Origin of the sequence: Micromonospora antibiotica (assembly GCF_017599305.1) — a bacterium.
Lineage (GTDB): Bacteria > Actinomycetota > Actinomycetes > Mycobacteriales > Micromonosporaceae > Micromonospora > Micromonospora antibiotica.
The window spans coordinates 1-26,723 of the sequence record NZ_JAGFWR010000031.1 but is presented as its reverse complement, the minus strand read 5'-3'; the positions used below and the strand labels follow the sequence as shown (position 1 = coordinate 26,723).

Below are 26,723 nucleotides of genomic sequence, written 5' to 3'. Positions count from 1 at the left end.
GGTCGGTTCCGCCGGACGGACCGTGCGGGTCCCAGCCGACCCGCGCCGCCCCACCGCTGGCGGACCTGGCACCAGCCGGGGGCGGCGCATCATGGGTGCGCGTCCTTTCGAGCTGATGACGTCACAGCATCAACCGGCCGACTGCCGGGACCGCGCGACTCGGCCCACCACGCCCCGGTCGGACTGACTCGTTCTCGTCATCACCTCGAAAGGACGCACGACAGGCATCTACCCGGCCGGGCCGACAGGCCGGCACCACGCCGAAACACCGGGCAACGCCGGAACACCGGGGCAACGCCGGAACACCGGGCTGCGCGCCGCAACACGGGGCGACGCCGGAACACGGGGCGACGCCGGAACACGGGGCGACGCCGGACGCTGTATGGTCCGCAGGATGTTCAACGCGCGTGAGGTGTCGCGGTGACCTCCGACCCCGCCCCGTCGTACCCGTCCGATCCGCCCACGCCGGCGAACCCCGCCTACGATCCCTGGGCGCCGTCGCCGGACGTGCCCCCGGCCCCGGCGCAGCAGACACCTCCCACGGCCCCGTTCCCGGCCGCACCTCCCCCGGCGGTGCCGGTCGACCTCTCCACCCCGTCGATGGGCGGCGGACCGTACTCGGCCCCGCCCGCCCAGTTCTCCGCATCGCCAGACCAGTTCTCGGCCCCACCGGCCCAGTTCTCCACGTCATCGGCACCGTTCCCGGCACCGGCCGGGGTCGACCCGTACGCCGCCTCGATGGGCCAGCCGGGGCCGTACCCGCCGCACTTCACCCCGCCGCTGCCGGGGGCGATGGGTGGTCAGCAGCCGGTGGCGGTGCAGATCGGCGAGATCATGGTCACCCCGCCGGTGATCCGCACCCCGACCGGCGTGCTGCCCCTGGCCGGCGCCACCTGGTACGTGGCCGACTACTGGCAGCGGGAGGAGAAGATCGCCAGTTGGGCGATCGTCTGCGCCATCCTCGGCTTCTTCTGCCTGACCATCTTCAGCCTGCTCTTCCTGCTGATCAAGGAGACGCGGCACCACGGCACCGTGCAGGTGACGGTGACCAACGGCGGACACCAGTACGTGGCCCGCATCCCGGTCGTCGACCAAACACAGGTCCAGCAGATCAACAACCAGGTCAACTACGCCCGGTCGCTGTCCACGCTCTGACCGACCGTCCCACCGGGTGCGGCTCAGCCGGTGAGCCGGCCGGCGTGCAGTGCCCGGACCGTGTCGATGGTGTCGGCCTCGGCAGCCGACTTGTCGTCGCGGTAACGCAGCACCCGGGCGAACCGCAGCGCCACCCCGCCCGGGTAGCGGGTGCTGGCGAGCACCCCGTCGAAGGCGATCTCGACCACCTGCTCGGGGCGGACCCGCACCACCCAGTCGCCGCGCTCCACGGCCAGCCCGAGGAAGCGTTCGGTCTGCCAGCGCAGCAACTCGTCGGTGAGCCCCTTGAAGGTCTTGCCGAGCATGACGAACTCACCGGTGCGCGGGTCCCTCGCGCCGAGATGGAGGTTGGACAGCCAGCCCTCCCGCCGGCCGCTGCCCCACTCCACCGCCAGCACGACCAGGTCGAGGGTGTGCCGGGGCTTGACCTTGACCCAGGCCGTGCCCCGGCGCCCGGCGTCGTAGGGGGCGTCCGGCGACTTGACCACCACCCCCTCCTGACCGGCGTCGAGCGCGGCGGCGAACGCCGCGCCGGCCTGCTCGGGATCGTCGACCTCGACCCGACCGACCAGCAGCGACCCGTCGACCACGTCGGCGAGCCGGGCCCACCGCTGCCGGCCGGGCAGGTCGATCAGGTCGTCGCCGTCGAGGTGCAGCAGATCGAAGAAGTACGGCGTGAGCGCGGTCGCCTCGGCCAGCGGGGCCACGTCGGCCGCAGCGCTGGCGGCGGGGGCACCGTCGGCGGCAGTGGCACCGTCGGCGGAGGTCGCAGCGGTGGCGGTGGCCCGGCGGGCCGCCCGGCTGGAGGTCTGCGGGAACGGCAACGGACGGCCGGCGGTGTCCAACCCGATCGCCTCGCCGTCGAGCACCAGCTCCCGGGCCGGCAACGCACGCACGGCGGCCACCACGCCAGGCACCCGGTCGGTGATCTCGTCGAGGCTGCGGGTGAAGACCGCGACGTCGTCGCCGTTGCGGTGCACCTGGATGCGGATGCCGTCGAGTTTCACGTCGACCACCGCCGGGACCCCGGTGGCCTGGAGCGCGGCATCGACCGAGGGTGCGCTCTGGGCCAGCATCGGCGCGAGCGGCCGGCCCACCTGGAGCCCGAACCCGGCCAGCGCGGCGGCCCCGCCGGTGCGGGCGGCCAGCGCGACGGCCCGCAGGTCACCGGCGAGCAGCAGGGCGCGGCGGACCGCTGTCACCGGCACCTCGGCGGCCCGGGCGATGGCGTCGGCGAGCAGGCCCGTCTGGGCGCCCTGGCGCAGCTCGCCACGGAACAGGTCGACCAGCAGCCGCTGCTCGTCGGCGGTGGCGGCACCCAGGAGGGCGGCGAGCAGGTGCCGGCGGCGGGCCTGGGAACCGGGGCCGTGCACGGCGGCGATCTCGTCGATCGCCGCGTCGACAGCGGTCACGGTCAGGGTCGGCTCGGCGGCCGGTGGCGGCAGCTCGCGCAGGCTGGCCCAGCCCACGCCGGTCTGCCGCTGGCGCAGCTCACCGGCGAGATAGCCGGAGCCGACCGACACCTCGGACGGGTCGAGCGCCCGCAGCGCGCCAGCCAGCAACTCCACCTTGGCGCGTCGGCCGGAGGTGGCCGCGACGGCCGCGGAGGTGGCTGCCAGGTCGAGGAACCGCACGCACCTCATCCTGCCAGCCACCCCCGACATCACCCGGGTATTGCCGTACCCGGGTCGTCCCGATCGGGCCGTCCTCCCCAACGGCACCGGGTGTGACCACCCGGACCACGGCTCAGGCCGAGACGGGCTCCTCGATGCGCAGACCCCGGGCGCGGACGCCGTCGGCGACCCGGGACAACACCCCGTCCAGGGCGACCAACACCGCCGAAAGCTCGCCGAGCTGTTCCTTGAGCGTGTCCTCGGGCCACGCGGAGACGTCGACGTCTCCCAGAGCGCTCACGGCGGCTTCCAGCCGCGTCATCACGTCGTTCGTACGCATGTTCGAAAGGCTATACCAGGCTGCCGTCCGACACGCCGCAAACTCCGACAACGACCCCGAAATTTGTGGTTCCGCGGCCTAACCGGCCTGCCGCCCCTGCTCGGCCACCCCGGCCAGCAACAGCGCCTCGGCCAGGCAGACCCGGGCGAACTCACCGAGGTGCAGGCTCTCGTTCGGGCCGTGCGCCCGCGCGTGCGGGTCCTCCACCCCGGTGACCAGGATCGCCGCCTGCGGGAACATCTCCTGGAAGGTGGCGATGAACGGGATCGAACCGCCGACGCCGATGTCCACCGGCTCGGTGCCGTCCCAGGCGGCCCGGAACGCCGCGCGGGCCGCGTCGAACATCGGCCCCGACGCGTCGATGACACACGGGTCGCCGTCGTGCTCCAGGGTCACCGCCACCCGGGCACCCCACGGGGCGTGCTGCTCCAGATGGGCACACACCGCGTCGTACGCCCGCTTGGGGTCGTCACCCGGCGCCAGCCGTACGCTCAGCTTGGCCTTCGCCGCCGGGACCAGCGCGTTCGGTGCCTCACCGGTGGCCGGGGCGTCGATGCCGAGCACGGCCAACGCCGGCCTCGTCCAGAGCCGGTCGGTGATCCGGCCGCTGCCGATCAGCGACACCCCCTCGACCAGCCCGGCCTCGGCCCGGAACCGGTCCTGCGGATAGTCGACGGCGGCACCGGTCCGGCTGGTCAGGCCCGCGACGGCCACGTCTCCGGCATCGTCGTGCAGGGTCGCCAGCAGGCGCACCAGCGCGGTCAGCGCATCCGGCACGGCACCGCCGAACATGCCGCTGTGCACCGCGTGGTCCAGGGTGCGCAGCTCGACGAACAGGTTGACCACGCCGCGCAGCGAGGTGGTCAGGGCCGGTACGCCCACGTCCCAGTTGGTGGAGTCGGCGATCACGATGACGTCCGAGGCGATCTCCTCCCGGTGCTCGGCGAGCAGCCGCTCCAGCGAGTCGGAGCCGTACTCCTCCTCACCCTCGATGAACAGCACCACGCCGACCGGGAGCCGGTCACCGAAGGCGCGCAGGGCGGCGACGTGCGCCATGATGCCGGCCTTGTCGTCGGCCGCGCCGCGCCCGTAGAGGCGGCCGTCCCGCTCGACCGGCTCGAACGGCTCGGACTCCCACAGCGACAGGTCGCCGACGGGCTGGACGTCGTGGTGGGCGTACATCAGCACGGTGGGTGCGCCGGGCGGGGCGGCCCTCGTCCCGATCACGGCGGGTTGGCCGCCCGACCGCACGATCCGCACGTCGAGGTCGCAGCCGCGCAGCAACTCGGCGACCGCCTCGGCGGAGCGCTCGACGTGCGAGTGGTCGAAGCCCTCGAACGCGATGCCGGGGATGCGGACGAGGCGTTCGAGGTCGGCACGGACACCGGGCAGCTCCCGCGCGACGGCGGCCCGTACCTCGGACTCGGACATGATCGGTGAGGTCATGACCGGCATCGTATGCCGGCCTTACCGGGAGGTACCCGGCGAGCCGGAACCGGCAGCGGCCGGGCCGCGCGGCCGTCCCCTGCACGGGCGTCAGACCGGGGTCAACGGAGTCAGGCCGGGTCGACCGGGGTGACGGGTGGCGGGCGGCGGACGTAGTAGTGGTCCCGGTCGTGCGGCAGCGTCGGTGCCCCGTCGACCACCAGGTCCACGGCGGCGGCCGTCCGGTCGGCGGCGAAGTGGGCCTGCTCCCCGGCGTGCCAGCGCCGCAGCTCCGGCAGGAGCTGCACCCCGTCCCGGTCCAGCGCGCGGCGCAGCCGCAGCCCGGCCGGGGCGGTGACCTGCACCGACAGGGTCAGCTCCGGCCGGATCGCCGCCCGCGCCGCGCTCACCCCCTCCACCAGCAGCACCGGCACGACCGGCACCGGCACCGCGCGGGGCAGGAACGCCCGCCGCACCCAGCTGTACCGCTGGTAGGACCCCGGTCGGCCGGCCCGCAGCGGGGCGAGCACCCGTCGCTCCAGCCGGGCCCAGAAGGTGAACTGGTCGTCCCAGCCGTCGAGCAGGTCGTCGGTGTGCACCACCGGTGGCCGCCCGCCGTCGGGCAGGGCGGCCAGGGCGTCCGCGAGGCGCGCGGTGAACACGCTCTTGCCCGCGCCGCTGGGCCCGTCGACGGCCACCAGTCGGGTACGCCCCAACCGGGCGGGTCCGCCGAGCACCCGGCGGGCCAGCGTCGCGTACGCCTCCACCAGGGCCACCGTCACACCGGTGACGCTAGCGGGTGTCCCCCGTGAGCCTGGTTCCGCCGTGGGGAGTGCTGTTCGTCAGGCGGGGGTGCGGGGGCCGGGGCATGATCTGGACGTGCTCAATGACGTGATGAGTCCCGGTGTGGACGCCCTGCTGGAACAGGCCCGAGCCGGGCTGCGGCGGCTGAGTCCTCAACAGACGGTCGAGGCGGTACGGGCGGGTGCGCTGCTGGTCGACACGCGTACCGAGGGTCAACGCCGCGAGCAGGGGGAACTGCCCGGCGCGATCGTCATCGACCGGACAGTGCTGGAGTGGCGGCTGGACCCGGCCAGCGACTGGCGCATCCCCGAGTCGACCGGCTACGACCGGGAGATCGTGGTGGTGTGCCGGCACGGCTACAGCTCCAGCCTGGCGGCGGCCAGCCTCCAGGCGTTGGGCCTGCGCAACGCCACCGACATGACGGGCGGTGTGCAGGCGTGGCGGGAGGCGGGGCTGCCCCTGTCCGACCGCCCCGCCGACGTCCGGCTCTGAGCGGGCCGGCAACGGCGAGGCCCACCTCTGGAAGGTGCCCGGCGGGGGCCGCCGACGTCCGGCTCTGACGACCCGCCGGTGGCCGGGCCACGGGCGGCACGGTCGCCGCGACCGGCCCGGTGCGGGCGGGACGGTCAGTTCGTCGGTGGTGCGCCGGGTGGGATGAACGGGAGGCCGGCGGGGGTGCCGGTCTCGACGAGCCGCCACAGCGCGGCCGTGTCCAGGTGCTCCTCGACCAGGTCACCGAGCAGGTCGAGGGAGCGTTCGCGGGCGGCGGCGAAGCTGGTGTCGGGTGCGACCGTGAAGCCGTGCCGCCCGGCCGACCGGGCCACCTCGGTGAGGAAGCGGCGGCGGAACCCGTCGGACTCGAACGCACCGTGCCAGTGGGTGCCGTGCACCGCGCCGAGCCGGGCACCTTCGGGACGGCCGTCGGCGTGGTGCAGCAGCGGGGGCAGCGCCGGATCGGCGGCGGAGACGAACCCGTGGTGGATCTCGTAGCCGCGCACCGGGACGTCGGGTGCGGCGGTGCCGACGGCGGGCCGGACGGTCTTGCCCGGATCGAAGGTGATCTCGATGGGCAGCAGGCCCAGGCCGGGGACGCTGCCCTGCCGGCTCTCCACCGGGTCGTGGATGGCTGTGGCCAGCATCTGGAACCCGCCGCAGATACCGAGCAGCGGCCGGCCGGCGGCGGCGTGCGCGGTGACCGCCTCGGCGAGCCCGGTCTCCCGCAGCCAGGCCAGGTCGGCGACGGTGGACTTGGAGCCGGGCAGGACGACCAGGTCGGCGGCGGCCAGCTCGGCGGGTTCGACGGTGAGCCGGACCCGGACCCCCGGCTCGGTGGCGAGGGCCTCCACGTCGGTGGCGTTGCTGATCCGGGGCAGCCGGACCACCGCGACGTCGAGCCATTCGGTGCCGTACGGGGCGGCGGGCCGGCCGAGCACCCGCCCGTAGGCCAGCGAGTCCTCGGCGTCGAGCCACAGGTCGAGCTGCCAGGGCAGCACCCCGTAGGTGGGCCGGCCGGTCACCCGGTGCAGCATGTCGAGCCCGGGGCGGAGCAGGCCGAGATCACCCCGGAACTTGTTGATCACGAAGCCGGCGATCAGCGCCTGGTCGGCGGGGTCGAGCAGGGCGACCGTGCCGAACATCGAGGCGAACACGCCGCCCCGGTCGATGTCACCGACCACGATGGTGGGCAGACCGGCGTGCCGGGCGAGCCCCATGTTGACGTAGTCGCCGGCCCGCAGGTTGATCTCGGCGGGACTACCGGCCCCCTCACAGATCACCACGTCGTACGTTGCCCGCAGTTCGGCCAGAGCCGCGTACGCCGTCTCGGCGAGCCTGGGTCGCAGGGTACGGAAGTTGCCGGCGGTGACCGTGTCGACGGCCTCCCCGAGCAGCACCACCTGACTGGCCAGGTCGCTGCCCGGCTTGAGCAGCACCGGGTTGAACCGCAGGTCGGGGGTGAGGCCACAGGCGGCGGCCTGCATCGCCTGGGCCCGACCGATCTCGCCGCCGCGTCCGTCGGGGCCGACCACCACGGCGGAGTTGTTCGACATGTTCTGCGCCTTGAACGGCGCGACGGCGACCCCCTGCCGGTGCAACCAGCGGCAGATGCCGGCGGTCAGCACGCTCTTTCCCGCGTCGGAGGTGGTGCCCGCGACGAGCAGCCCTCCGCTCACCGTCCGCTCACCCGGCTGGCGGTGCCGAGACGGGCGACGATCTGCCGGGCCGGTCGACGCAGCAGGGTGCGGCCGGCGGCGGTGGTCAGCGGGCGGCCGGTCAACGGCCAGGCGGCGGCCAGCGCGAGGGCGGCCAGGCCGACCGTCCCGGACAGCCGGCCGGCCCGTTTCAGGTGCCGGGCCTCGGGGCGTGGGCCGTCACCGAGGAACGGTCGCACCTCGGACCGCCCGAAGTAGACGTTGCGGCCACCCAGCCGGACGCCCAGCGCGCCGGCCATGGCCGCCTCGCACTGCCCGGCGTTGGGGCTGGGATGGTCGTGGCGGTCCCGTCGCCAGACCTGCCAGGCCCGCTCCCGGTCGCCGTGCACGGTGGGCGCGGCGGCGACGGTGAGCAGCCCGGTCAGTCGGGCCGGCACCAGGTTGAGCAGGTCGTCGAGCCGGGCGGCCGGGGTGCCGAACCGGGCGTAGCGGGGTGAGCGGTGCCCGACCATCGCGTCGAGGGTGTTGGCCGCCCGGTAGCCGAGCAGGCCGGGCAGCCCGGCGAGGGCACCCCAGACCAGCGGGGCTACCACCGCGTCGGAGGTGTTCTCGGCGACCGACTCGACGGTGGCGCGGGCCAACTCGCTCTCGTCGAGCCGGGACGGGTCCCGGCCGCAGAGGTGTCCGAGCCGGTGCCGGGCCGTCGGCAGGTCACCGGCGCGCAGGGCGGTGCCCATCACCGTCGCCTCGTGGCGCAGGGTCCGACCGCCGAGCACGGTCCAGGTGCCGGCGGCCACGACCAGGGCCCGGGCCACCGGGTGTCGCCGGGTGGCCCGGCTGGCGACCGCACCGAGCAGCACCGGCGCACCCACGGCCACGGCGGTGAAGACCGTTCCCGCCCGACGATCGGCGCGGTAGACCCGACGTTCCAGGGCACCGGCGGCCCGACCGAAACCGGCCACCGGATGCCAGCGCCGTGGATCGCCGAGCAGGCTGTCCAGCGCGTACCCGGCCACCAGGCCGACCGCGTCCGCCGCCGCTGTGCGCCGCCCCACCCGCACCACCTCCGGCCGGCCAGCCTAGTCGTACGCGGGGTGGCCACGTCGCCGTCGCCACCCCGCCCCCGTTCGTACGCACCGCGACCCGCGCCCCTTCCCCGGCGCGGGTCGGCGGCTCAGGCGGGGGCCGGCACCCGGCCCCGGCCACGTCGGGCCCGACCCGCCGGACCGAGGGCCACCTCGCCCGGCGTCGCCACCGCACCACCCGACCGGCCCGCGCCACCGGACCGGTCCCCGTCGCCAGGCTGCCCTCCGTCGCCCGGCTGCCCCCCGTCGGCCGGCTGCTCCGCGCCGTCGGGCTGCCCCTCGCCGACCGACCGCACCGCACCGCCGGGCCCGCCCGGTCCGTCCGACCGGCTCTGTTCGCCCGACCGGTGCGGCTCGGCCCAGTCGCCGGACCGGGCCGTCGGGTCGTCACCGGTGTCGGTCCCGTCGTCGGGCAGCGGGGTGAGGTCGTCGTCGGGCTCGCCGTCGAACGGGTCGGTCGCCGGGGCGTACCCGCTGCCGGGCAGGTCGTGGCCGGGCAGGTCGTGGCCGGGCAGGTCGTGGCCGGGCAGGTCGTGGCCGGGCAGGTCGTGGCCGGGCAGGTCGTGGCCGGCGCGCGGGAAGCCGAAGCCGGACAGCTCGAAGTCGTCGTCGAGGGGCCGGTCGTCGGGCCCGGCGGGAGCCTGCCCGACCGGGACCGGCTCGGTCGGCTCACCCTGCACCCGCTGGGCCGCCTCGTCGTCCTCCACCGCGCTGGTGGCCATGCTCGGCCGGTTGCGCAGGAAGCGGGACCGGCCCCGGGACAGGTCGTGGCCGACCGCGACCGCCTCCAACTCGTAGAGGACCCGGTGGTTGCCGGCGTCGTCGGTCCAGTCGCGGGTGTAGAGCCGCCCGGCGACCACCACCGGGTCGCCGACCATGACGGAGGCGGCCACCCCCTCGGCCAGCTTGCGCCAGCAGTTGACCCGGACGCGGAGGCTGTTGCCGTCCACCCACCGGCCGCTGTCCCGGTTGAGGCGGCGGGCGGTCGAGGCCACCTTGAAGTTGGCGACCAGGGTGTTGCTCTGCGCGGTACGACGCCACTCCGGCGCGGTCAGTACGTTGCCGACAATAGTTACATAAGTGTCAAACATCGTTCCCCCTCCCAGGGGTCCTGCGGATGCGGTGGCGAGTCGACTCGGACCGAGCCTGACCCGCGCGGCGGGACGACGCGAGCCCCGCGCCCCGCCCTGTGGACAACCGGAGCGCCTGTGGACGACGACCTGATCAAGGTCCCGTCGTGCTAGGTCGACCGGCCCTGGAGGACCCTGCCGGGCCGGGACCAGGATGGGACCAGAGGCCACCGCAGGGGCGGGGCGACGACCGGCATCGGAGGCAACGACCGGCATCGAGCGACAACGACACCGAGAAGACGGCGTTACCCGGAGTGAGGTCGACCCCGACTGGGTAATGAGTTGATCAACCAGGTACCACCAGGCACGACGTCCGAAGAGAAAGGCAGTGCTGATGATTCGGACCCCGCTCAGCACCACCGGTTCCGTCCGCACCGAGCGGGAGGTGCGGCGATGAGCGCGGTGACGAACCCGGCGACCGTGGCCGAGTGCCTGCGGATGGGCGCGGGCTTCTCCCAGGGCGACCGGAACTGGATCGTCGAGCAGTTCGGCACCCTGGACGCCCGGCTGGCCGCCTTCCACGCCGACGCCACCGAGCTGGAGGTGTCGGTCAAGGACCGGGAGGCGCGCGGGCAGAAGGTCACCCTGGAGTGCTGGATCGCCGGTCGGCAGAAGATCGTCACCACGTCGAGCGAGGAGGATCTGCGGGCCGCCCTCAACGACGCCCGGGACGACCTGCGCCGCAAGCTCAACGACGCCAAGACCAAGCAGGAGCCCCGGCACAACAAGCACATCCGGGAGATGGCCCAGCCCGTCCCCGCGCCGCTGCCGGACCTCGACGCCGACAACGACACCGACCGGGTGGACGCCGAAACCGCCTGACCGGTCACCGGGTCGCCCCTGCCCAGGCGTCACGCCGGGTGGGGGCGACCCGTCGCGTCGACGTGGGGTTCGGCCACCCCGGCACCGGGGCTACCGCCGGGTAGTCGGCGGGCGTAGCGTCGCGGTCGTGGAACAGGACGTGCTGGGGCCGCCGTACGAGCGGCAGTCGATCGACCTGGGCACCGACGACGAGGGTCCGGTGGTCGCGACGCTGGTCCGGCGGCGCGCCGACCGCCCGACCGGCCGGGCGGTGCTGTATGTGCACGGCTTCGTCGACTACTTCTTCCAGACCCACCTGGCCGACTTCTACGCCGAGCGCGGCTGGGACTTCTACGCCCTCGACCTGCGCAAGTACGGCCGCAGCCTGCTACCCCACCAGACCCCGAACTTCTGCCGCGACCTGAGCGACTACTTCCCCGAGCTGGACGCCGCCGCCAAGATCATCCGCGACGAGGACGGGCACGACACCCTGCTCGCCATGGGCCACTCCACCGGCGGCCTGATCATCTCGCTCTGGGCGCACGCCCGCCGCGACGCCGGCAGAGTCGACGGGCTCGTCCTCAACAGCCCCTTCTTCGACCTCAACGCCCCCTGGGTGGTCCGTCGACCCCTCGCGGCGGCCGTCGCCCGGTTCGGCCGTCGCGCGCCGCACCGCATCCTCCCCTTCGGCCTGGGCACCGTGTACGGCGAGAGCCTGCACGCCGACCATCGCGGCGAGTGGACGTACGACCTGGCCTGGAAGCCGCTCGCCGGGTTCCCCGTCCGGGCCGGCTGGCTGACCGCGATCCGTACCGCCCAACGGCAGCTCCGCGCCGGGCTGGACATCCCTGTTCCGGTGCTGATGGCCTGCTCGACCCGGAGTTTCCGGGGCACCCGCTGGCACGACTCGGCGGCGCTGGCCGACGCGGTGCTGGACGTGGAACACATGGTCCGCTGGGCGCCCCGACTCGGCCGGCACGTCACCGTCACCCGCTTCGACGGCGGCAAGCACGACCTGGTGCTGTCCGGCCCCGCCGTCCGCGAGCAGGTCTTCGCCGAGGTCGGTCGCTGGGCCGACGCGTTCCTCGGTGCCGGCCCGACGCCTTCCGCCGCCGGGTCGACGACCACGCCGCCTGGTTAGGCGGGCACGGCGGCGGGTCAGGCGGCGGGGAGGGCGGCGAGCACGCGGTCGAGGGTCGCCACCGGATGCCCGTCCCCGGGTGCACCGTCCCCGGGCAGGACCACGCCGAGGCAGCGCAGGCCGATCTCCCCGTCGGCGTCGGGGCGTACCCCGAAGACGGGGGCGCCGACGTAGCCGGCGGGGAGGGCGGCGGCGATGCGCAGCGAGTCGCCGTCGCGGACGGCACGCTCGACGGCGACCTCCAGCGGTCGGGCGCCGTCGACGCCGACGCCGAGGGCCAGCACGATCGCGGTGACCGGCCCGGCACCGAAGCCGGCCAGGTCGTCCGCCCGGACGGCGACCGCGGCCGGCACCGGCTGCACCCGCCACCGCCAGCCCTGCCCGGCGGCGAACCCGTGCAGGGCGGCGGCCGGCAGGACGGCCACCCCGAGCCGGGCATCGCGTACCCACCGCGCCGGCAGGTCCGTAAGCGTCAGCGACTCCCCGGCCGTGCCGGTCGGCTCGGTGACGCTGGGCCGCAGGCCGAGCCACCGCGCCTGCGCGGCGACCACGTCGGCGGTCAGCAGGAAACCGCCCCCGGGGTGGTCGAGGAAGAAGGCGGTGCCCGGGTCACCTGCCGTGTGGACCGGCAGGATGGCCCGACCCAGGAGCTGGCACAGCTCGTAGGCGACCTCGTTCTCGGTGTCCGGTTCCAGCAGCACGGACCGAGGGTACGGGCCGACGCGCCGGCCGGAAGCCGGGTGCCCGGATGGGGGGTGTCGTGCGACGCTGATCACGCCTGTCCGGACGCGACCCGTGCCCCCGGATGGCAGGGGGTCGGCGGTACCCTCTTGGCGCGACACGTACGCCGCGCGCCCGTAGCTCAGCGGATAGAGCAGGGGACTTCTAATCCCAAGGCCGCAGGTTCGAATCCTGCCGGGCGCACAGATACTCCTCCGTCGGTAGATGGGGCGCGTTGCCGCCACCGCACACCTTTGCGGCCCGGCCGGGCAGGCCAACGACAACCGCTCCGCAGCGGCCGGTGCCCGCCGCACGCTGTGGCAGAATCGCCCGGTACGGCCCGATGGGGATGTGGACGCCGCTCGGAAAGGGGGGCCGTGGCAAAGCTGGCGGAAAGCAACAACCTCGTCGGGCGGGTGGGAAACGCAGGAGACACGGCAGTGGGAGCCACTGCGGGGATTCGCCTGCGGAAGTCGCTTCCATGGTGCGCGGCAGCAATTCTCGGCCTTGTGGGTGTCGTCTACCGGGCGATTCTGATAGCTGTGGACGTCCCACCGGCCAACAGCGACGAGGGCACCGCCGGCCTGGCCGCTCTGCACATCGGAGAAGGCCGGGATTGGCCGACCTTCTTTTACGGCCAGGACTACATGGGCACCTTCTATTCCTATCTTGCGGCTCCGTTGGTGCAGGTGTTCGGCACGCACTGGTGGACCCTGCGGCTGCCGGCACTCGTCATGTACGCCGTGTTCCTCCTCCTCGTTTTCCGGTTGACGCGTACCCTCTATTCTTCCTGGTTCGCCGTCTTCGTCACGGCAGTCTTGGCGTTCGGGTCTGATCGGGTGGTCAAGGATCAGATCATCGGCGCCGGCGGCTATTCCGACGTCGCCACCGCCGTCGCCGGCCTCATGCTGGCGTCCGCACTGCTGGTCCTGCGGCCGGAGAAGCCGAGGACGATGCTCGTCGTGTGGGGCGGGTTGGCCGGCTACATCGTCTGGACCCACTGGCTCGCCCTGCCGTACGTTGCCGCCGCCGTCCTGCTCGTGGCATGGGTGGGACGGGCGGGGATGACGCTACGTCGGGTGTCCCTGGCGGTCTGCGGATTCCTCCTCGGTGCGGCGCCACTGATCGTGTTCAATCTTCGCCCGGGCCGTCCCGATTCGTTTTCGGTGTTGCTTTCCCTCAGTGGTGCGACCGAGCCGGCCGCCTGGTCGGACAGGTTGCACGGCGCGGTCCTGGTCGGCCTACCGCTCAGCTCCGGGTTGTGTGCGCCGAGCCACTGTGCCACCTGGCAATTGTGGTGGGGGCCGACCTATCTTGTCCTGCTGGTGGCGGCGACGGCCGTCGCGGTCGCCGCGTTTCGTCGCGCCGACGGCGGTGGACGTCGCGTGCACGCCGGCCGGTTGGCGCTCGTCGCCGGTGCCGCGATGACCCTCGCCGCGTACGTCGCGAGTTCCTCGTCGGCGATGACCCCCGTCGAGAGTGCCCGCTACCTCCACTATGGGCTGGTGTCGCTGCCAGCCGTTCTCTGGCCGCTGTGGGTCGGTGCGGCCTCCGTGGTCGGCAAGGTGGGGTCCGGCACCTCTGGCGACCATGGTGGAATCCGACGGCGGGTGACCGGCCCGAGCCTGGGCGGTGCATTCCTGGCCGCTGGTTGTATCGCACTCGCCGGTGCGTTCGTCGTCGGTCTGTCGGTCGCCACCGGGCAGTTGATCGCCCACCGGTCCGACTACGCCGCTCAGGCCGACGATGAACAGCGGCTTGTGGACGGTCTGCGAACGGCCGGCGTCAGCCACGTCTATTCCGGGTACTGGACGTGCAACCGGCTCGCTTACCGCAGTCGGGAGCAGGTGCGGTGCGCCGTCCTCGATGAGGACCTGTCGCCCGGTCTCGATCGCTATCGACCGTACCGGGACCAGGTCCGTGGGTCCGCTCGGGTGGCCTACGTCCTTCCCTCGTCGGGCACGATGTCGGTCAACTTCGCCCGGTCCACCCCGGCGCTCGGCGTCGACGTGGTTTCTCGGTACGAGCTCGGCGGCTACGACGTGTACCTCTGCCGCCAGCGGCCGGAGCGCGGCTGACGGCAACACCTCGCGGGTGGAATCCACCGCCCTGCGGGGCGGTGGTCGGAGGTCGGGCAGGTCGGGGTGGCCCGCGTGAGCCGGCTCCACCACCGACGCCCACCGTGACCGTTCGCTTACTGCACGTTATGTGCGCCGGGACAAGCATTTACCCAGGACCTGGGAATGACCTTGCTCACCATTCATTTACATTGATGTATGTCATGTCACTCGGTTTGGATGGAAAGCGCTGCCCACCGGCAGTGTCCCCACCAATCGAGGAGCACCCTTGCCCCGGTCCCCGTTCCGGACCCGACGGCCGCGTACCCTCACCGCCGTCGTCACCGCCGCCCTGGCCACCGCCCTCGCGGTGGTCTCCGCCCCCACCGCTGCCCTGGCCTGGGGGCCAGGCACCGAGGCGGCCCAGCCGTACGCGCAACCGAGCATGCCCACCGTGCCCAAGCGCGGCTGCCAGTCCACCGTCGCCAACCCGGCCGCACCGACGGGGGCGACCCCCGCCGTCCAGGTGATCTACGCGTGGCACGACGGCGTCGGCAACAACTACGAGGCCAACGTCGAGTACATCGCCAAGGTGGTGGACCGGATCGACTGGGCGCTCGACGAGTCGACCAACTACGACCAGCACTACAACTTCAGCTGCCGCACCGGGTACGACACCAGCACGTACGCCGGCTACGCCCGCTCCCTGGTCGTGCCCGAGAAGATCGACGCCGGGGCGAACCCGAACACCCCCGCCAGCACCGTCCGCAGTGACCTGATCTCCGCCGGATACCAGGACAGCAACCGGATCTACCTGGTCTTCACCGATTTCGCGTCGAACTCCGACGCCTACCAGTGCCCGACCGGCGGCAACTCCAGCGGCGTGCACTGCTCGGCGGTCACCGAGTCGTGGACCACCGGTGTCGCGGGGCACGAACTGCTGCACGTCCTCGGCGCGGGGCACGCCTGGATGGCCGAGACGGGGGCCTCCTACGTCCCCGACATCATGTACGGCTGGTGGGACAACTGGAACACCGACCCGGGGTTCCGCAGCTACTACGACCCGAGTGAGCTGTCGGCCAGCTTCTACATCGACCCGAGCCCGTCGACGGCGAAGGTGAACGTCGCGAACCACCCGATGCTGACCGCCCCGGTCTGCTGCGACGTGGGAGCGAACAACGACCTGCTCACCGCCGAACAGCGCACCGTCGAGGCCGCCACCCCGAGCAGCAGCACGTCGACGTTCACCACGTCGGGCGGCTGGCACCAGGTGACGCCCGCCTGCGGCATCTCGACGAACTCCTGCACCTACTTCGACGGCCGCCGGTCGGTCCAGCTCAACACCTACACCGGGCCGTCCAACACGTCGTCGATCTCGCTGACGAACCGGGCAACGGTCACCGCCGGCCGGACGTACAAGTTGTTCACCCGGTTGCGCAGTGGCGTGGCGGTCAACACCCAACTCCAGCTCGCCTGGTACAACTCGGGCGGCACCCTGCTGTCGACCAGCACCGGGGCGACCGAGACGCTCGCCAGCAACTGGCTGGAGTACCGGACGACCGCCACCGCCCCGGCGAACGCCGCCAGCGTGCGGATCACGGTGAACGTGCCGACCCAGTCGACCACCGGCAACCAGGCCATCAACCTGGACAGCCTCCAGCTCAACGACTGCACGGCGAACACCGGCGGTACCTGCCGCTACGACACCTGAGCCATCGGCGGGGTACGGGCAGCCACGAGCGGCCCGTACCCCGCCCCGGCTTCCTGCCCGGCCCGCGTTCCCCCGCCACCAGCGGTAGGGGCGCGGGCCGCGCTCATCGTGCCGGTCGGCGCAGTCCGGCGAGGACGAGGGTGATCACCCCGTCCGCGTCGGGCCGGTAGGCCGGGTGGCCGTAGGCCGCGCAGATGCCCTGGAGGGCCATCATGACCGCGCCGGCTCCCACGTCGTCTCGGATCTTCCCGGCCCGCACGGCGGCGGCCAGCAGGTCGGTGACGGCCCGACCGAGGGCTTCGGCGCCCTCGGCCAGCGCGCCCGAGCGGGCGGCCATCAGTGTGGACAGGGTGCGGGCGAGGCCCTCGTGGTCGTGCAGGTGGGCCACGAATCCCCGCAGGAACGACTCCAGCGCCTCGTCGGCGGGCAGGGTGGTCTGCGCCTCGCGGGCCCGGTCGCACATGGCGGCGAGTTCTTCCCGGTAGACCGCCTCGGCCAGGGCTTCCCGGGTGGGGAAGTGCCGGTAGAGCGTGCCGACGCCGACCCCGGCCAGCGTGGCGAAGTCGTCGAAGCGCAGGTCGTAGCGGCCCTCGGCGAACAGTTCGCGGGCCTTGGCGAGCAGGGCGTCGCGGTTGCGGCGGGCGTCGGCGCGCAGTGGCTTGGCGTCGGTCATGTGGGGCCTCGCGTTGACAAGTGGAGACTGTCTCCATATTTTGTAAGTGGAGATGGTCTCCGATTATAGCCCCCGAGGTGCGCGTGAAGATCCTGATGTTCGGCCGTGGCGTGATCAGCGCGACCTACGGATGGGCCCTGGAACGGGCGGGCCACCACGTGGAGTTCTACGTCCGGCCGGGCCGGGCGGCGGCGTACGGGGAGGCGATCGACCTCGACCTGCTCGACGCCCGGCGGCGGCCGTGGGGCCGGCGGGTCGTCGAGACGTGGCCGGTGCGCTACCGCGAGACGTTGGAGCCTGACCACGACTTCGACCTGATCGTGCTGAGCGTGCAGCACTACAACTTCGCCGAGGCGGCGGCCTTCCTCGGGCCCCGGGTGGGCGGAGCCACGGTGCTCGTCTTCAACAACCTGTGGGTGGAGCCGCTGACCGCGACCGCCGACCTCCCCGTCGACCAGGTGGCCTGGGGCTTTCCCGGGGCCGGCGGCGGGTTCGGCGACGACGGCGTGCTGCGCGCGTCCCTGCTGCCCGTGGTCTTCCTCGGCACGCTCGACCGGCCGCCGACCGACCGCGAGCGGGCCGTACGCCAGGTGTTCCGGGGAGCAGGGTTCCGGGTCCGGGAGAACGCCGACTTCCGTGGCTGGCTGTCGGTCCACTTCGTCCAGAACGCCGGCCTGCACACCCAGAGCCTGCGGCGGGGCACCCTGTCCGGGCTGACCACCCGGGACCTCCGCGAGGCGATCCTCGCCACCCGCGAGCTGCTGCCGCTGGTCGAGGCCCGGGGCGTCGACCTGCGACGGCACCGCGCCGAACTGCTGCCCTTCACCGCTCCCCTCTCGCTGGCGGCACCGGCCATGTCCTGGCTGATGGGGCATTTTCCGCCGATGCGCCGGGTGACGCAGGCGCACGCCAACCCCGAGGAGTTGCGCGCGGTCTGCCGCGACACCCTGGCGGAGGCCCGCCGGCTGGGTGTGCGGGTGCCCAGGCTGGAGGCGGCCGAGCCCCACTTCTCCAGCGCGCCGACCCGCTGACGCCCCGGCCTGCCGAAGCCCTGCCCCGCTGACGTCCCGACCCGCTGACGCCGCTACCGGCCACCGCCCGCCGGGCGCGGTGCCGACGGCGGCACCACGGCCGGCCGGGCCCGCCGCCTGGCGTTCGGGGCCACACCCGACCGGGCCGGCGTCCGGGGCGTCGGCGCGGCCGGCGACACCTGCAACCCCGCCGGTTGTACGAAGATCGACCGCCGGGCCACCGCGTCCCCCTTGGCATCGAGTTGGTAGACGTCGAGCCAGCACCACCCGTCGTACGTGATCCAGTCCAGCACCCGGATCACCCGGCATCTGATCGGCTCGACGAACTGCACACTGGCCGCCCGGCCGACCACCACCAGGTCACCCGCTTTCGGCGGTGGGGCGATCACCGCCGTCCCCAGACGTGCCGGAATCTGCGCCACTGCCTGATCCGGCCCCGGGCGGCCTCCACCAGCGGGCAGAACCCGGCCTCGGCGCACTTCGGACAGCGACTGCGGCGGTGCCGGTCCAGGCAGTCCCACGCCGCCAGGATCAGCACCGGCAATTCGCGGGGAGCCGTCACCACGCCACCCGGATCAGCACCGGCAGCGCACGGCGGGCCGTCACGACGCCGCCCCGGGCCAGTGCCCCGGGGCGGGGAGGCTGCGGCGGCCGGCGCGGCAGGGCAACTCCGCGCCGCAGCGGCAGACCCGACGCCACCGGGTCCAGCTCCAGGTCGGCCGGTGCCGACGGGCCAGCGTCAGCGCGGCGGCGAGCAGGTAGTCCTCATAGGTCACGCGCATCGGGTGTCCTTCCCGGAAATAGCGCCGCCCCGCCCACGCGCTATTCGCAGCGGACGGGACAGCGGGCTATTGTCGGTGCCATTTCCGGCACCTCGGATCTCCGTCCGGCAATACACAGCCTGCAACATGCCGCACACCTTGCGCAACGCCCACCCCTCCCCCTAACCTCGGGTCGAATTGATCCGCGAGGAATGGAGGAGACAAATGCGTCGGAGGAAACAATTGTTGTTGCACCAGGGGTGCGGTGATGTTGCATGACGGATGAAACAAGCGGGTCGACCGTCCCCCGACGGCAGCTCGGGCGGCTGCTCACCCAGCTCCGTGAGGACGCCTCGGTCTCGCTGGACAGCGCGGCCGAGGGGCTGGACTGCTCCCGGCAGAAGGTGTGGCGCATCGAAAAGGGCCTGGTGCCGGTGCGGGTGGTGGACGCCCGTGCCATGTGTGCGATGTACCGGGTGCCGGAGGAGATGACGTCCATCGTCGCCGGGCTCGCCCGGGAGACCCGCGCCAAGGGCTGGTGGCATTCCTACGGCGACGTGGTCCCCTCCTGGTTCTCGCTCTACGTCGGCCTCGAATCGTCGGCCACCCTCATGCGCCGATACGATTCGGAGCTGATCCCGGGCCTGCTCCAGACCCGCGAGTACGCCGCAGAATTGTTTCTTCGCAAGAATCCCACCATGAGCGCGGCGGATCGGGAAAAGCTCGTCGAGGTCCGGATGCAGCGCCAGCACGTCCTGACCCGCCGGCTGCCCAGCGCGCCCACCCTCAGGGTGGTGCTGAGCGAGGCGGTGCTGCGGCGCACCCTCCCCGACCGGCAGGCGATGGCCGGGCAGCTACGGCACCTGCTCGACATGGCCACCCTGCCCAACGTGAGCCTGCGCGTCCTGCCGTTCACCGCCGGCCCGCCGCTGGCCAGCGAGACGGGCACCTTCGTCCTGCTGGACTTCCCGCAGGCGTTCGGACGGGCATCGACGGAGCCGACTACCGTCTATCTGGAGAACATCACCGGCGCGCTCTATCTGGACAAGCCGGCGGAGGTCGCCGCCTACGACCGCGTCTGGGCCGACCTGGAGACGCTCGCGGCGGACGAGGCGGCATCAGAGAAAATGATCAGAGCGATCATCGAGGAGCGAGCATGACTGACCTGGCCGGGGCCGTCTGGCGCAAGAGCACCCGCAGCGGCGGGAGCGGCGGCGACTGCGTCGAGGTGGCCGACAACCTGCCCGGCCTGATCGGCGTACGGGACAGCAAGGACCGGTCCGGCCCGGCGTTACGGTTCCACCCCACCGCCTGGTCCACCTTCGTCCACGCGGTACCTCGCGGACCACGCTGAACCCTCGCGGGGCCGCCCACCCCGGTGGGCGGCCCCGACGCGTCGGTGCCACGGCGTCGCCCGGAGAACGTCGGGGTGACCCGCTACGGTGCTGCTCATGAGTGACACGGAAACCGCGAATCGGCTGCCCACGGCCGAGGAGGAGGCCCGGTTCTGGGCCCTGGTGGAGGCCGCCTGGGAGCGGCTCGGCCCCGAGCCGGCCGCGCTGCGCCGGGCGCTGCTCACCCGTGACCGGGCCGCCGCCGACGACAGCGTGTACGCGATCGACGGCTGGCTGGACGCCTTCCTCGACCAGTTGGGCCAGCTCTGCGCCGACCTGTCCGGCCCCGAGCTGACCGCCCTCGACCGGGTCGTCGAACGCAAGCTGTACGACCTCGACCGGGCCGACGTGCACGCGGTGATCGACGGTTCCGACGACGGCTTCCTCTATGGCCGGGGCCACGTGGTGGCGCTCGGGCGGGAGTTCTACGAGGCGGTCCGGGCCGACCCGACCTGGGCGTTGCCCGACGGCTACCTCCAGGGCATGGGCTACTTCTTCGCCCGCCTGCACCAGCAGCGCTTCGGCGGGTCGCCCCAGACCGGCTCCGGCATTTCCCGGGAGTCCTGCATGAACCCGGCCGGCTGGGCCGACCGGTGAGCCGCGCACCCGTCGGGGAGTCGTCGTGCTGACCGAGCGTGACGTGGCGCTGCCCGACGGCGGCACCCTGCACGTCTACGACACCGGCGACGACGGCACCGGCCGGCTGCCGGTCGTCTGGCACCACGGCACCCCCAACATCGGCACCCCGCCGGCACCGCTGTTCGCCGCCGCCGACCGGCTCGGCCTGCGCTGGGTGTCCTACGACCGGCCCGGTTACGGCGGTTCCACCCGACGCCCCGGGCGGGACGTGGCCTCGGCCGCCGGTGACGTCGCCCGGGTCGCCGACGCGCTGGGCCTGCCCCGGTACGCCACGATGGGTCACTCCGGCGGGGCACCGCACGCGCTGGCCAGCGGCGCGTTGCACCCCGACCGGGTGGTCGGGGTCGTCGCCGTCGCCGGCCTCGCCCCCTACGGTGCGGCCGGGCTCGACTGGTTCGCCGGGATGACGCCGTCCGGGCAGGAGTCGCTGCGGGCCGCCACCCAGGGCCGGGCGGTCAAGGAGCGGCACGCGGCGTCCGACACCGACTACGACCCGGAGTTCACCCCGGCCGACCTCGCCACCCTGGCCGGGCCGTGGGCCTGGCTCGAAGAGGTGGTGGGTCCGGCGGTGCGGGGCGGCCCGGACGGCCTGGTCGACGACGACCTCGCCTACGTCACCCCGTGGGGTTTCGACCCGGCCCGGGTGACCGTCCCGGTGCTGCTGCTGCACGGCGGGCGCGACCGGGTGGTGCCGGCCAGCCACAGCCGCTGGTTGGCCGGGGTCTGCCCGGCGGCCGAGCTGCGGATCACCGACGACGACGGGCACCTGTCGGTGCTGGGTGGTGCGCCGGCCGCCCTGGAGTGGCTCCGCCGCTGATCGGCACCGGATGTCGACCGACATGTTCACCGAACGCAACGCGACACGCCGCACACCAAAGGTGAACAGTTAGGGCTGCTCATGTTATTCTCCGGCGTCGATGCACCGCCGAGCAGACCCGGACGGGTCACCGCCCGAAGGACGCACTCCCCCCGATGTCGGCCCTGCCCGCTCCGACCTCGTCACCGTCGTTGCTGGACCGGCCGGCCGGTGGCGCACTCCAGCTCATCTTCACCACCCTGCCGGCCCTGCTGCGGCTGACCTGCGGGCTGTTCGGTGCGGTGACCGCGCTGGCGGTGCGTACCCCACCGGTGCGGGTGCCGCTGCTGCTGGCCGCCGTGGCCGCGCTCACCGGCTGGTCGCTGTGGTATGCGGCGCGCGCCCTGCGGGTCGGCATCGGCCCGGGGCTCGTCGCCGGGGACGTCACGTTCACCGTCGCGGCGAGCCTGCTGGCCCCGCTGCTGGTCGCCCCGGAGGTGCTGCCCGGCGAGGGTAGCTGGCTCGCCGTGCTGGCCAGCACCACCGTGATCAACGCGCAGGCCACCGCGCCGGCCCGCTGGTCGGTGCCGGCCGGCCTGCTGGTCACCGCCGGATACGCGGCCGGCACCTCGGCCGCCGGCAACACCGTCGAGGCCGGCGCGCACGCGGCGACCCTGCTCATGCAGACGGCCTGCACGGCGATGATGGCGGCGGTGATGCGCCGGTGGATCGGCCGGGCCGACACCGCTTTCGCCGACTTCCAGCGGCTGCGCCGGCACGTGGTGCTGGCCCGCACGGCCCGCGAGGTCGAACGGCGGCAGAACCGGGACCTGCACGACACCGTCCTGGCCACGCTCACCATGGTCGGGTTGGGTGCCCTACCGGCCGGCTCGGCGGCGTTACGCGACCGGGCCGCCGCCGACCTGCGTACCCTGGTCGGCCTCGCGCACGCCCGGGCCGGCCCGGTGGGCGATCCGACCGACGCCGGCCCGACCGAAGTCGGCCCGGTCGACGCCGGTCCGGTCGACGTCGACGCCGGCCTGCGCGCGCTGCTCGCCACCCACCCGCAGTTGCGGGTGACGGCAACGCTGCCGCCCTGCGCGGCACCCGCCGGGGTGACCGCCGCCCTCGTCGACGCCACCGCCGCCGCGCTGGCCAACGTGGCCCGGCACGCGCCGGACGCCACCGTGACCGTGCGGCTGGGCCGCAGCCACGGCGGCATCGTGGTCGAGGTGGTCGACGACGGTCCCGGTTTCGACCCGGCCACCATCCCCCTGCACCGGTACGGGGTCCGCGAGTCGATCCGGGGCCGGATGGCCGAGGTCGGTGGCCGGGCGGTGGTGACTTCCGCCCCTGGCATGGGCACCCGGATCACGCTGGAGTGGCCGCATGTCGACTGACCTCAACGCAACCGGTCTCGGCGCGACTGACCTCAGCACGACCGAACTCGGCACGACTGACCTCAGCCCGACTGACCTCAACGCGACCGGTCTCGGCACAACTGACCTCGGCACAACTGACCTCGGCACGACCGACCTAGGCGCGACTGACCTCGGCGCGACTGACCTCGGCGCGACTGACCTCGGCGCGACTGACCTCGGCGCGACCGCCTCGGCCCGCGTACCCCGGCCGGAGCAGAGGGCGACGGACCCGGCGGCGGCCGAAGGCCCGGCGGTCGACGTGGCCCGCGCCTCGGACCGGGGGGCCCGGATCGCGGCGGTCGCCATCGCCCTGGTGTGGCACGTCGCGATCGGGCTGCCGGCACTGCTCGGCGCCTGGCCCACGCTGGCCGCCCCCACGGTGGTGGCGGCGGGTTGGCTGGCCGCCTGCGCCATCGGCGGGTACGCCGCGCACCGGCTGCTGCACGGCCTGCTGCCACCGGCGCTGCCACTGGCGGCGGCCCTGCTGGTGGTCGACGCGGCGGTCTTCGCGGCGGCCGGCCGCGAGCAGCTCTTCGCCGCCGCGAACTGGGCGTGGACGGGGCTGGCCTGGTTCTTCGTGGTGGTGCTGTGGAGCCGGCGGATCCGCTGGATGATCGTCCTGCTGGCCGGGCACGCGGTGATCGCACTCGCCGCGCTGGTCGGTGACGGGGCGACCGCCCCCGCCGACCTGACCCGCTACGCGATGTACGTCTACGGCACCTCGTCGCTGCCGGTGGCGGTCTTCACCGGGGCTGCGGTGATCGCCACCCTCGCCCGGGAACGCGCCGACACCGCCACGGCGACCTTCGCCGTCCGCGCCGAACGGGACGCCGCCGAGCGGGCCTGGGCGGACCGGCGGGCCCGGCTGGCGCTGGTCGGCGGGGCCGCCGAACAGGTGCTGGCGGAGTTGGCCGACGGCCGCGCCGACCCGACCGACCCGCTCGTGCAACGCCGGTGCGTGCTCGCCGCGACCCGGCTGCGTCGGCTGATCGCCGAGTCCGACGACGTGCCGGACCCGCTACTGCACGAGCTGCGGGCCGCCGCCGACCTGGCCGAACGCAACGGGCTGCCGATCGAATTGATCGCCATCGGCACGCCGCCACCCCTGCCGGTCGAGATCCGCCGACGGCTGGCCGACCCGCTGGCCGCCGCGCTCGCCGACGCCACCGGCTGGGCCCGGCTGACGGTGGTGGCCAACCCGCAGGAGGTGGTGATCAGCCTGGTGACGCCGGACGTGGACGGTCCAGCGGCCGTCGATGCGCCAGCCGACCCGGTGGGCGAGCAGGTGGAACACGTACTCGAACGGGACGGGGAGATCAGGTGGACGCAGACCCGATGGCGTCGGCCATGAGCGGGGAAGCCCCGATCGGGGTGTCGATCGTCGACGACCATCCGGTGGTGATCGACGGGGTCCGGGCCTGGCTGACCACCGAGCCCCGACTGCGGGTGCTCGCCACCGGTGACGACCCGGACCTGGTGCTGCGGGCCGCGCCGGAGGCCGACGTGATCCTACTGGATCTGCGACTGCACGGGCGGATGATGCTCGACAAGCTGGCCGAGCTGAGCGCCGCCGGCCGACGGGTGGTGGTCTACTCCGAGCACACCGACCCGGCGACCATGCTCGCCGTGCTCGACGCCGGGGCGACCGCGTTCCTGGCCAAGCACGAGGGGCGGGAACACTGCGTGGCGACGGTGCTGGCCGCCGCCAGCGACCGCCCGTACGTGCCGCCGGCGCTGGCCGGGGCGATGGTGGGCGATCCGCGCCCGGACCGACCGGCCCTGTCGGACAAGGAACGGGAAGCGCTGCTGCTGTGGTTCCAGTCGATGTCGAAGGCGTCGGTGGCCCGCCGGATGCAGATCAGCGAGCACACCGTCAAACAATATGTGGACCGGGCACGGATCAAGTACACCCGGGCGGGCCGACCGGCCGCCACGAAGGCCGCGTTACTGGCCCGGGCGATCGAGGACGGCCTCGTCCGGCCGGAGGAGATCGGCATCTACCGGTCACAGGCGTCGTACGACCGGCCGACCCCCTAACGGGTGTCATGACAGCACACCAGGGGTCGACAAGGCTGAACGCCCGAAGACCACTGCGCGGGGGAGGTCGTGACCATGCGCGAGGACAAGTCCCCGTTCTTCATCGCGCCACACCGGTTCGACGCACCGGAGGACGACGCCGCCCCGGTGCTCGACCGCCGTTACGAGCTGGTCCCGGAACCCGGCGAACGGGTGCTCGGCCGCTATCCGACGTCGGTGGCCGGCTGCCTGGTCAGCCCGACCGGGGCCCGGGGACACTGGGTGCTCCCCGCCCCCGCCTCGGTCACCGTCACTGACCGCCGGCTCGCCTACGTCTGCCTCGCCGGTGACCTGGCCCTGGTCGCCGGGAAGATCGACTCGACGGGGGTCCGGCACCGGCGCAACGTCCGGCTGCCCCGCCTGGTCAGCGGACAGATCCGCTGGCAGTGGCCGTCCCGGCTGGAGCTGCGGACCACCGGCCCCACCCAGGACGCCACTGCGGAGGCGGAACTGCTGGTCGTCTGCGACGCGCTGCGTACGATCCAGCAGCCGGCCCTGGCGCTGGGCGGCACGGTCGGCACGGTGACCGAACTGGCCCGGCTGATCCGCCGGACGGTGGCCTGCTTCCGGGTCACCCGACCCGAGCTGGTGGAGTTGGCGCCCCCGGAGCGGGACGTGCTGATCCGGCGGGCCACCGCCGCACCCGTGACCGGCGAGGGGCGGGTGACCCTGCCCGGATCACTGCCGGTGGAGTTCCTGTCCCGCGAGGACTACTACCGCGTCCCGGAACGGGCCGGCAAGGACGCGGTCGGCAGCTGACCCCACCCTGGCCTGGGCCTGCTGTGGGCCTGGTCTGGGCTTGGACCTAGGCCTGGTGTTGGCCTGGGCTGGGTCTGGGCTGGGTGTGGTCTGGGCATGCTGTGGGTCTGGGCCTGAGCCTGCTGTGGGTTTGGGCTGGGCCTGGATCTGGCCCAATCTGCCTGGCCGGGACGGCCGGTAGGTGTACCACTCAGCGTCCTTTCGACCTGATGACGTTGACGAATCGCCGACGATGCTCGTCCCCCGGGTACCGGACCGGTGGGCGGCGGTTGCGTCGCAAGCTCTCAGTGGTGGGGCGTGTATCGGCTTCCCCCACAGATGTCGAGCCACCGCGTCGACCAACCTGGCCGGGTCGGAACCCGGCAGCCGTGTCGACCAACCCCAGCCAGGTCGGCCCAGCGAGCCAGGTTGTCCGGACCGGCCAGGTGGGGACCAGCGAACCGGGTAGTCCGGCCGGGCCAGGTCGGCCCAGCGAGCCAGGTTGTCCGGACCGGCCAGGCCGGATCAGCGAGCCAGGTAGTCCGCCCCGGCCAGGTCCGCCCAGCGAACCGGGTAGTCCGGCCCGACCAGGTCCGCCCAGCGAATCGGGTTGTTCGGACCGGCCAGGCCGGATCAGCGAGCCAGGTAGTCCGCCCCGGCCAGGTCCGCCCAGCGAACCGGGTAGTCCGGCCCGACCAGGCCGGGACCAGCGAGCCAGGTTGTCCGAACCGGCCAGGTCCGCCCGGCGAACCGGGTAGTCCGCCCCGGCTAGGCGGGGACCAGCCGGCCACGCCGATCGGGTCGGCCGGTCGGACCGGTCATGCCTGAATCGCTGACGTCATCAGCTCGAAAGGACGCGAACACCACCCTCTCCTCCCGACCCGCCAGCCTCCGTCCGCCCGGAATGTCCGCACCGCCCCCAGCACCGCCCGCGCCGCACCCCCAGCACCGCCCGCGCCGCACCCCCAGCACCGCCCGCGCCGCACCCCCAGCACCGCCCGCGCCGCACCCCCAGCACCGCCCGCGCCGCACCCCCAGCACCGCCCGCGCCGCACCCCCAGC

General features: G+C 73.4%; 25 protein-coding genes, 1 tRNA gene and 2 pseudogenes. 16 read left to right on the top strand and 12 right to left on the bottom strand.

Going from position 1 to position 26,723, the window contains the following annotated elements; all coding sequences use genetic code 11:
* Positions 1 to 420 precede the first annotated feature (420 nt).
* On the top strand, positions 421 to 1,155 hold the full coding sequence (locus tag JQN83_RS29650) for a hypothetical protein (protein WP_208570445.1): 735 nt from the start codon (positions 421 to 423) through the stop codon (positions 1,153 to 1,155).
* A 23-nt stretch (positions 1,156 to 1,178) separates the two neighbouring features.
* Here JQN83_RS29650 and JQN83_RS29645 read toward each other — a convergent pair whose 3' ends face one another.
* The 4 genes and pseudogenes from JQN83_RS29645 to JQN83_RS29630 form a co-directional block, all read right to left on the bottom strand.
* A complete protein-coding gene (locus tag JQN83_RS29645) occupies positions 1,179 to 2,798 on the bottom strand; it encodes an ATP-dependent DNA ligase (RefSeq protein WP_244253481.1) in 1,620 nt (539 codons plus the stop codon).
* 103 nt (positions 2,799 to 2,901) lie between these two features.
* Positions 2,902 to 3,108 carry a hypothetical protein gene (locus JQN83_RS29640; protein ID WP_208570443.1) on the bottom strand — a complete coding sequence of 69 codons (207 nt, stop codon included), beginning with the start codon at positions 3,106 to 3,108 and terminating at the stop codon, positions 2,902 to 2,904.
* A 78-nt stretch (positions 3,109 to 3,186) separates the two neighbouring features.
* Positions 3,187 to 4,539, bottom strand: a complete 1,353-nt coding sequence (locus tag JQN83_RS29635) for a dipeptidase (protein WP_208570482.1) — start codon at positions 4,537 to 4,539, stop codon at positions 3,187 to 3,189.
* A 125-nt stretch (positions 4,540 to 4,664) separates the two neighbouring features.
* Positions 4,665 to 5,493, bottom strand: a pseudogene (locus JQN83_RS29630) (uridine kinase family protein).
* Here JQN83_RS29630 and JQN83_RS29625 point away from each other — a divergent pair.
* A complete protein-coding gene (locus JQN83_RS29625) occupies positions 5,428 to 5,829 on the top strand; it encodes a rhodanese-like domain-containing protein (protein ID WP_208570481.1) in 402 nt (133 codons plus the stop codon). The pseudogene JQN83_RS29630 and the gene JQN83_RS29625 sit on opposite strands and share 66 nt — an antisense overlap.
* A 134-nt stretch (positions 5,830 to 5,963) precedes the next feature.
* Here JQN83_RS29625 and JQN83_RS29620 read toward each other — a convergent pair whose 3' ends face one another.
* The 3 genes and pseudogenes from JQN83_RS29620 to ssb form a co-directional block, all read right to left on the bottom strand.
* Positions 5,964 to 7,508 carry a cobyric acid synthase gene (locus JQN83_RS29620; RefSeq protein WP_208570441.1) on the bottom strand — a complete coding sequence of 515 codons (1,545 nt, stop codon included), beginning with the start codon at positions 7,506 to 7,508 and terminating at the stop codon, positions 5,964 to 5,966.
* The gene (locus JQN83_RS29615; protein WP_208570440.1) at positions 7,505 to 8,542 is read right to left on the bottom strand and encodes a cobalamin biosynthesis protein; all 1,038 of its coding nucleotides are present in this window, start codon (positions 8,540 to 8,542) and stop codon (positions 7,505 to 7,507) included. Before JQN83_RS29615 ends, JQN83_RS29620 begins: the two co-directional genes overlap by 4 nt.
* Positions 8,543 to 8,958: 416 nt before the next feature.
* Positions 8,959 to 9,663 (bottom strand): annotated as a pseudogene (ssb, locus tag JQN83_RS33525) (single-stranded DNA-binding protein); the annotation flags it as partial.
* A gap of 432 nt (positions 9,664 to 10,095) precedes the next feature.
* Between ssb and JQN83_RS29605 the strand changes: the two are divergent.
* The gene (locus tag JQN83_RS29605; RefSeq protein WP_208570439.1) at positions 10,096 to 10,524 is read left to right on the top strand and encodes an HPF/RaiA family ribosome-associated protein; all 429 of its coding nucleotides are present in this window, start codon (positions 10,096 to 10,098) and stop codon (positions 10,522 to 10,524) included.
* A gap of 127 nt (positions 10,525 to 10,651) precedes the next feature.
* The gene (locus JQN83_RS29600) at positions 10,652 to 11,644 is read left to right on the top strand and encodes an alpha/beta hydrolase (protein WP_208570438.1); all 993 of its coding nucleotides are present in this window, start codon (positions 10,652 to 10,654) and stop codon (positions 11,642 to 11,644) included.
* A gap of 17 nt (positions 11,645 to 11,661) precedes the next feature.
* Here the strand turns inward: JQN83_RS29600 and JQN83_RS29595 are convergent, their stop codons facing one another.
* Positions 11,662 to 12,345 carry a hypothetical protein gene (locus tag JQN83_RS29595; RefSeq protein ID WP_208570437.1) on the bottom strand — a complete coding sequence of 228 codons (684 nt, stop codon included), beginning with the start codon at positions 12,343 to 12,345 and terminating at the stop codon, positions 11,662 to 11,664.
* A gap of 150 nt (positions 12,346 to 12,495) precedes the next feature.
* Here JQN83_RS29595 and JQN83_RS29590 point away from each other — a divergent pair.
* The 3 genes from JQN83_RS29590 (at position 12,496) to JQN83_RS29580 (ending at position 16,132) form a co-directional block, all read left to right on the top strand.
* Positions 12,496 to 12,568: transfer RNA gene (locus JQN83_RS29590), tRNA-Arg, on the top strand.
* Between the two features lie 173 nt (positions 12,569 to 12,741).
* The gene (locus tag JQN83_RS29585) at positions 12,742 to 14,442 is read left to right on the top strand and encodes an ArnT family glycosyltransferase (protein WP_208570436.1); all 1,701 of its coding nucleotides are present in this window, start codon (positions 12,742 to 12,744) and stop codon (positions 14,440 to 14,442) included.
* Positions 14,443 to 14,710: 268 nt separating this feature from the next.
* Positions 14,711 to 16,132 carry a hypothetical protein gene (locus tag JQN83_RS29580; protein ID WP_208570435.1) on the top strand — a complete coding sequence of 474 codons (1,422 nt, stop codon included), beginning with the start codon at positions 14,711 to 14,713 and terminating at the stop codon, positions 16,130 to 16,132.
* 103 nt (positions 16,133 to 16,235) lie between these two features.
* Here the strand turns inward: JQN83_RS29580 and JQN83_RS29575 are convergent, their stop codons facing one another.
* The gene (locus tag JQN83_RS29575) at positions 16,236 to 16,805 is read right to left on the bottom strand and encodes a TetR/AcrR family transcriptional regulator (protein WP_208570434.1); all 570 of its coding nucleotides are present in this window, start codon (positions 16,803 to 16,805) and stop codon (positions 16,236 to 16,238) included.
* A 77-nt stretch (positions 16,806 to 16,882) separates the two neighbouring features.
* On the opposite strand from JQN83_RS29575, the gene JQN83_RS29570 reads away from it, so the two are divergent.
* Positions 16,883 to 17,836 (top strand): ketopantoate reductase family protein, encoded by a 954-nt coding sequence (locus tag JQN83_RS29570; protein ID WP_307799886.1) that lies wholly within the window; start codon positions 16,883 to 16,885, stop codon positions 17,834 to 17,836.
* 53 nt (positions 17,837 to 17,889) lie between these two features.
* On the opposite strand, the gene JQN83_RS29565 is transcribed toward JQN83_RS29570, so the two are convergent.
* From JQN83_RS29565 to JQN83_RS29555, 3 genes are read right to left on the bottom strand one after another with little or no spacing between them, the layout of a single operon-like run.
* Positions 17,890 to 18,225, bottom strand: coding sequence for a hypothetical protein (locus tag JQN83_RS29565; protein ID WP_372444175.1), 336 nt, complete (start codon positions 18,223 to 18,225; stop codon positions 17,890 to 17,892).
* Positions 18,222 to 18,398 carry a hypothetical protein gene (locus JQN83_RS29560; RefSeq protein ID WP_208570433.1) on the bottom strand — a complete coding sequence of 59 codons (177 nt, stop codon included), beginning with the start codon at positions 18,396 to 18,398 and terminating at the stop codon, positions 18,222 to 18,224. The genes JQN83_RS29565 and JQN83_RS29560 overlap by 4 nt, the downstream gene beginning before the upstream one ends.
* Before the next feature lie 40 nt (positions 18,399 to 18,438).
* The gene (locus tag JQN83_RS29555; RefSeq protein ID WP_208570432.1) at positions 18,439 to 18,618 is read right to left on the bottom strand and encodes a hypothetical protein; all 180 of its coding nucleotides are present in this window, start codon (positions 18,616 to 18,618) and stop codon (positions 18,439 to 18,441) included.
* 254 nt (positions 18,619 to 18,872) lie between these two features.
* Here JQN83_RS29555 and JQN83_RS29550 point away from each other — a divergent pair, with 254 nt between their 5' ends.
* The 8 genes from JQN83_RS29550 (at position 18,873) to JQN83_RS29515 (ending at position 25,682) form a co-directional block, all read left to right on the top strand.
* Positions 18,873 to 19,757 (top strand): helix-turn-helix domain-containing protein, encoded by an 885-nt coding sequence (locus tag JQN83_RS29550; RefSeq protein ID WP_208570431.1) that lies wholly within the window; start codon positions 18,873 to 18,875, stop codon positions 19,755 to 19,757.
* Positions 19,754 to 19,951, top strand: a complete 198-nt coding sequence (locus JQN83_RS29545) for a DUF397 domain-containing protein (protein WP_208570430.1) — start codon at positions 19,754 to 19,756, stop codon at positions 19,949 to 19,951. The genes JQN83_RS29550 and JQN83_RS29545 overlap by 4 nt, the downstream gene beginning before the upstream one ends.
* A 97-nt stretch (positions 19,952 to 20,048) precedes the next feature.
* The gene (locus JQN83_RS29540; protein ID WP_208570429.1) at positions 20,049 to 20,588 is read left to right on the top strand and encodes a DUF4240 domain-containing protein; all 540 of its coding nucleotides are present in this window, start codon (positions 20,049 to 20,051) and stop codon (positions 20,586 to 20,588) included.
* A 25-nt stretch (positions 20,589 to 20,613) separates the two neighbouring features.
* Positions 20,614 to 21,447 carry an alpha/beta fold hydrolase gene (locus tag JQN83_RS29535; RefSeq protein ID WP_307799883.1) on the top strand — a complete coding sequence of 278 codons (834 nt, stop codon included), beginning with the start codon at positions 20,614 to 20,616 and terminating at the stop codon, positions 21,445 to 21,447.
* 155 nt (positions 21,448 to 21,602) lie between these two features.
* Complete coding sequence (locus JQN83_RS29530) at positions 21,603 to 22,826, top strand: sensor histidine kinase (RefSeq protein ID WP_208570428.1); 1,224 nt, start codon at positions 21,603 to 21,605, stop codon at positions 22,824 to 22,826.
* Positions 22,816 to 24,198, top strand: coding sequence for a pentapeptide repeat-containing protein (locus tag JQN83_RS29525; protein WP_244253479.1), 1,383 nt, complete (start codon positions 22,816 to 22,818; stop codon positions 24,196 to 24,198). Before JQN83_RS29530 ends, JQN83_RS29525 begins: the two co-directional genes overlap by 11 nt.
* Positions 24,168 to 24,884: a response regulator gene (locus JQN83_RS29520; protein ID WP_208570427.1), complete on the top strand. Its 717-nt coding sequence runs from the start codon at positions 24,168 to 24,170 to the stop codon at positions 24,882 to 24,884. Before JQN83_RS29525 ends, JQN83_RS29520 begins: the two co-directional genes overlap by 31 nt.
* A 75-nt stretch (positions 24,885 to 24,959) precedes the next feature.
* A complete protein-coding gene (locus JQN83_RS29515; protein ID WP_208570426.1) occupies positions 24,960 to 25,682 on the top strand; it encodes a hypothetical protein in 723 nt (240 codons plus the stop codon).
* Positions 25,683 to 26,723: the final 1,041 nt, after the last annotated feature.

Excerpts from the sequence above, each read along its gene's own strand:
- JQN83_RS29645 (WP_244253481.1), bottom strand. The coding sequence starts at position 2,798 with ATGAGGTGCGTGCGGTTCCTCGACCTGGCAGCCACCTCCGCGGCCGTC.
- JQN83_RS29640 (WP_208570443.1), bottom strand. The coding sequence starts at position 3,108 with ATGCGTACGAACGACGTGATGACGCGGCTGGAAGCCGCCGTGAGCGCT.
- JQN83_RS29635 (WP_208570482.1), bottom strand. The coding sequence starts at position 4,539 with ATGTCCGAGTCCGAGGTACGGGCCGCCGTCGCGCGGGAGCTGCCCGGT.
- JQN83_RS29625 (WP_208570481.1), top strand. The coding sequence starts at position 5,428 with ATGAGTCCCGGTGTGGACGCCCTGCTGGAACAGGCCCGAGCCGGGCTG.
- JQN83_RS29605 (WP_208570439.1), top strand. The coding sequence starts at position 10,096 with ATGAGCGCGGTGACGAACCCGGCGACCGTGGCCGAGTGCCTGCGGATG.
- JQN83_RS29575 (WP_208570434.1), bottom strand. The coding sequence starts at position 16,805 with ATGACCGACGCCAAGCCACTGCGCGCCGACGCCCGCCGCAACCGCGAC.
- JQN83_RS29555 (WP_208570432.1), bottom strand. The coding sequence starts at position 18,618 with ATGCGCGTGACCTATGAGGACTACCTGCTCGCCGCCGCGCTGACGCTG.
- JQN83_RS29550 (WP_208570431.1), top strand. The coding sequence starts at position 18,873 with ATGACGGATGAAACAAGCGGGTCGACCGTCCCCCGACGGCAGCTCGGG.
- JQN83_RS29545 (WP_208570430.1), top strand. The coding sequence starts at position 19,754 with ATGACTGACCTGGCCGGGGCCGTCTGGCGCAAGAGCACCCGCAGCGGC.
- JQN83_RS29540 (WP_208570429.1), top strand. The coding sequence starts at position 20,049 with ATGAGTGACACGGAAACCGCGAATCGGCTGCCCACGGCCGAGGAGGAG.
- JQN83_RS29530 (WP_208570428.1), top strand. The coding sequence starts at position 21,603 with ATGTCGGCCCTGCCCGCTCCGACCTCGTCACCGTCGTTGCTGGACCGG.
- JQN83_RS29525 (WP_244253479.1), top strand. The coding sequence starts at position 22,816 with ATGTCGACTGACCTCAACGCAACCGGTCTCGGCGCGACTGACCTCAGC.
- JQN83_RS29515 (WP_208570426.1), top strand. The coding sequence starts at position 24,960 with ATGCGCGAGGACAAGTCCCCGTTCTTCATCGCGCCACACCGGTTCGAC.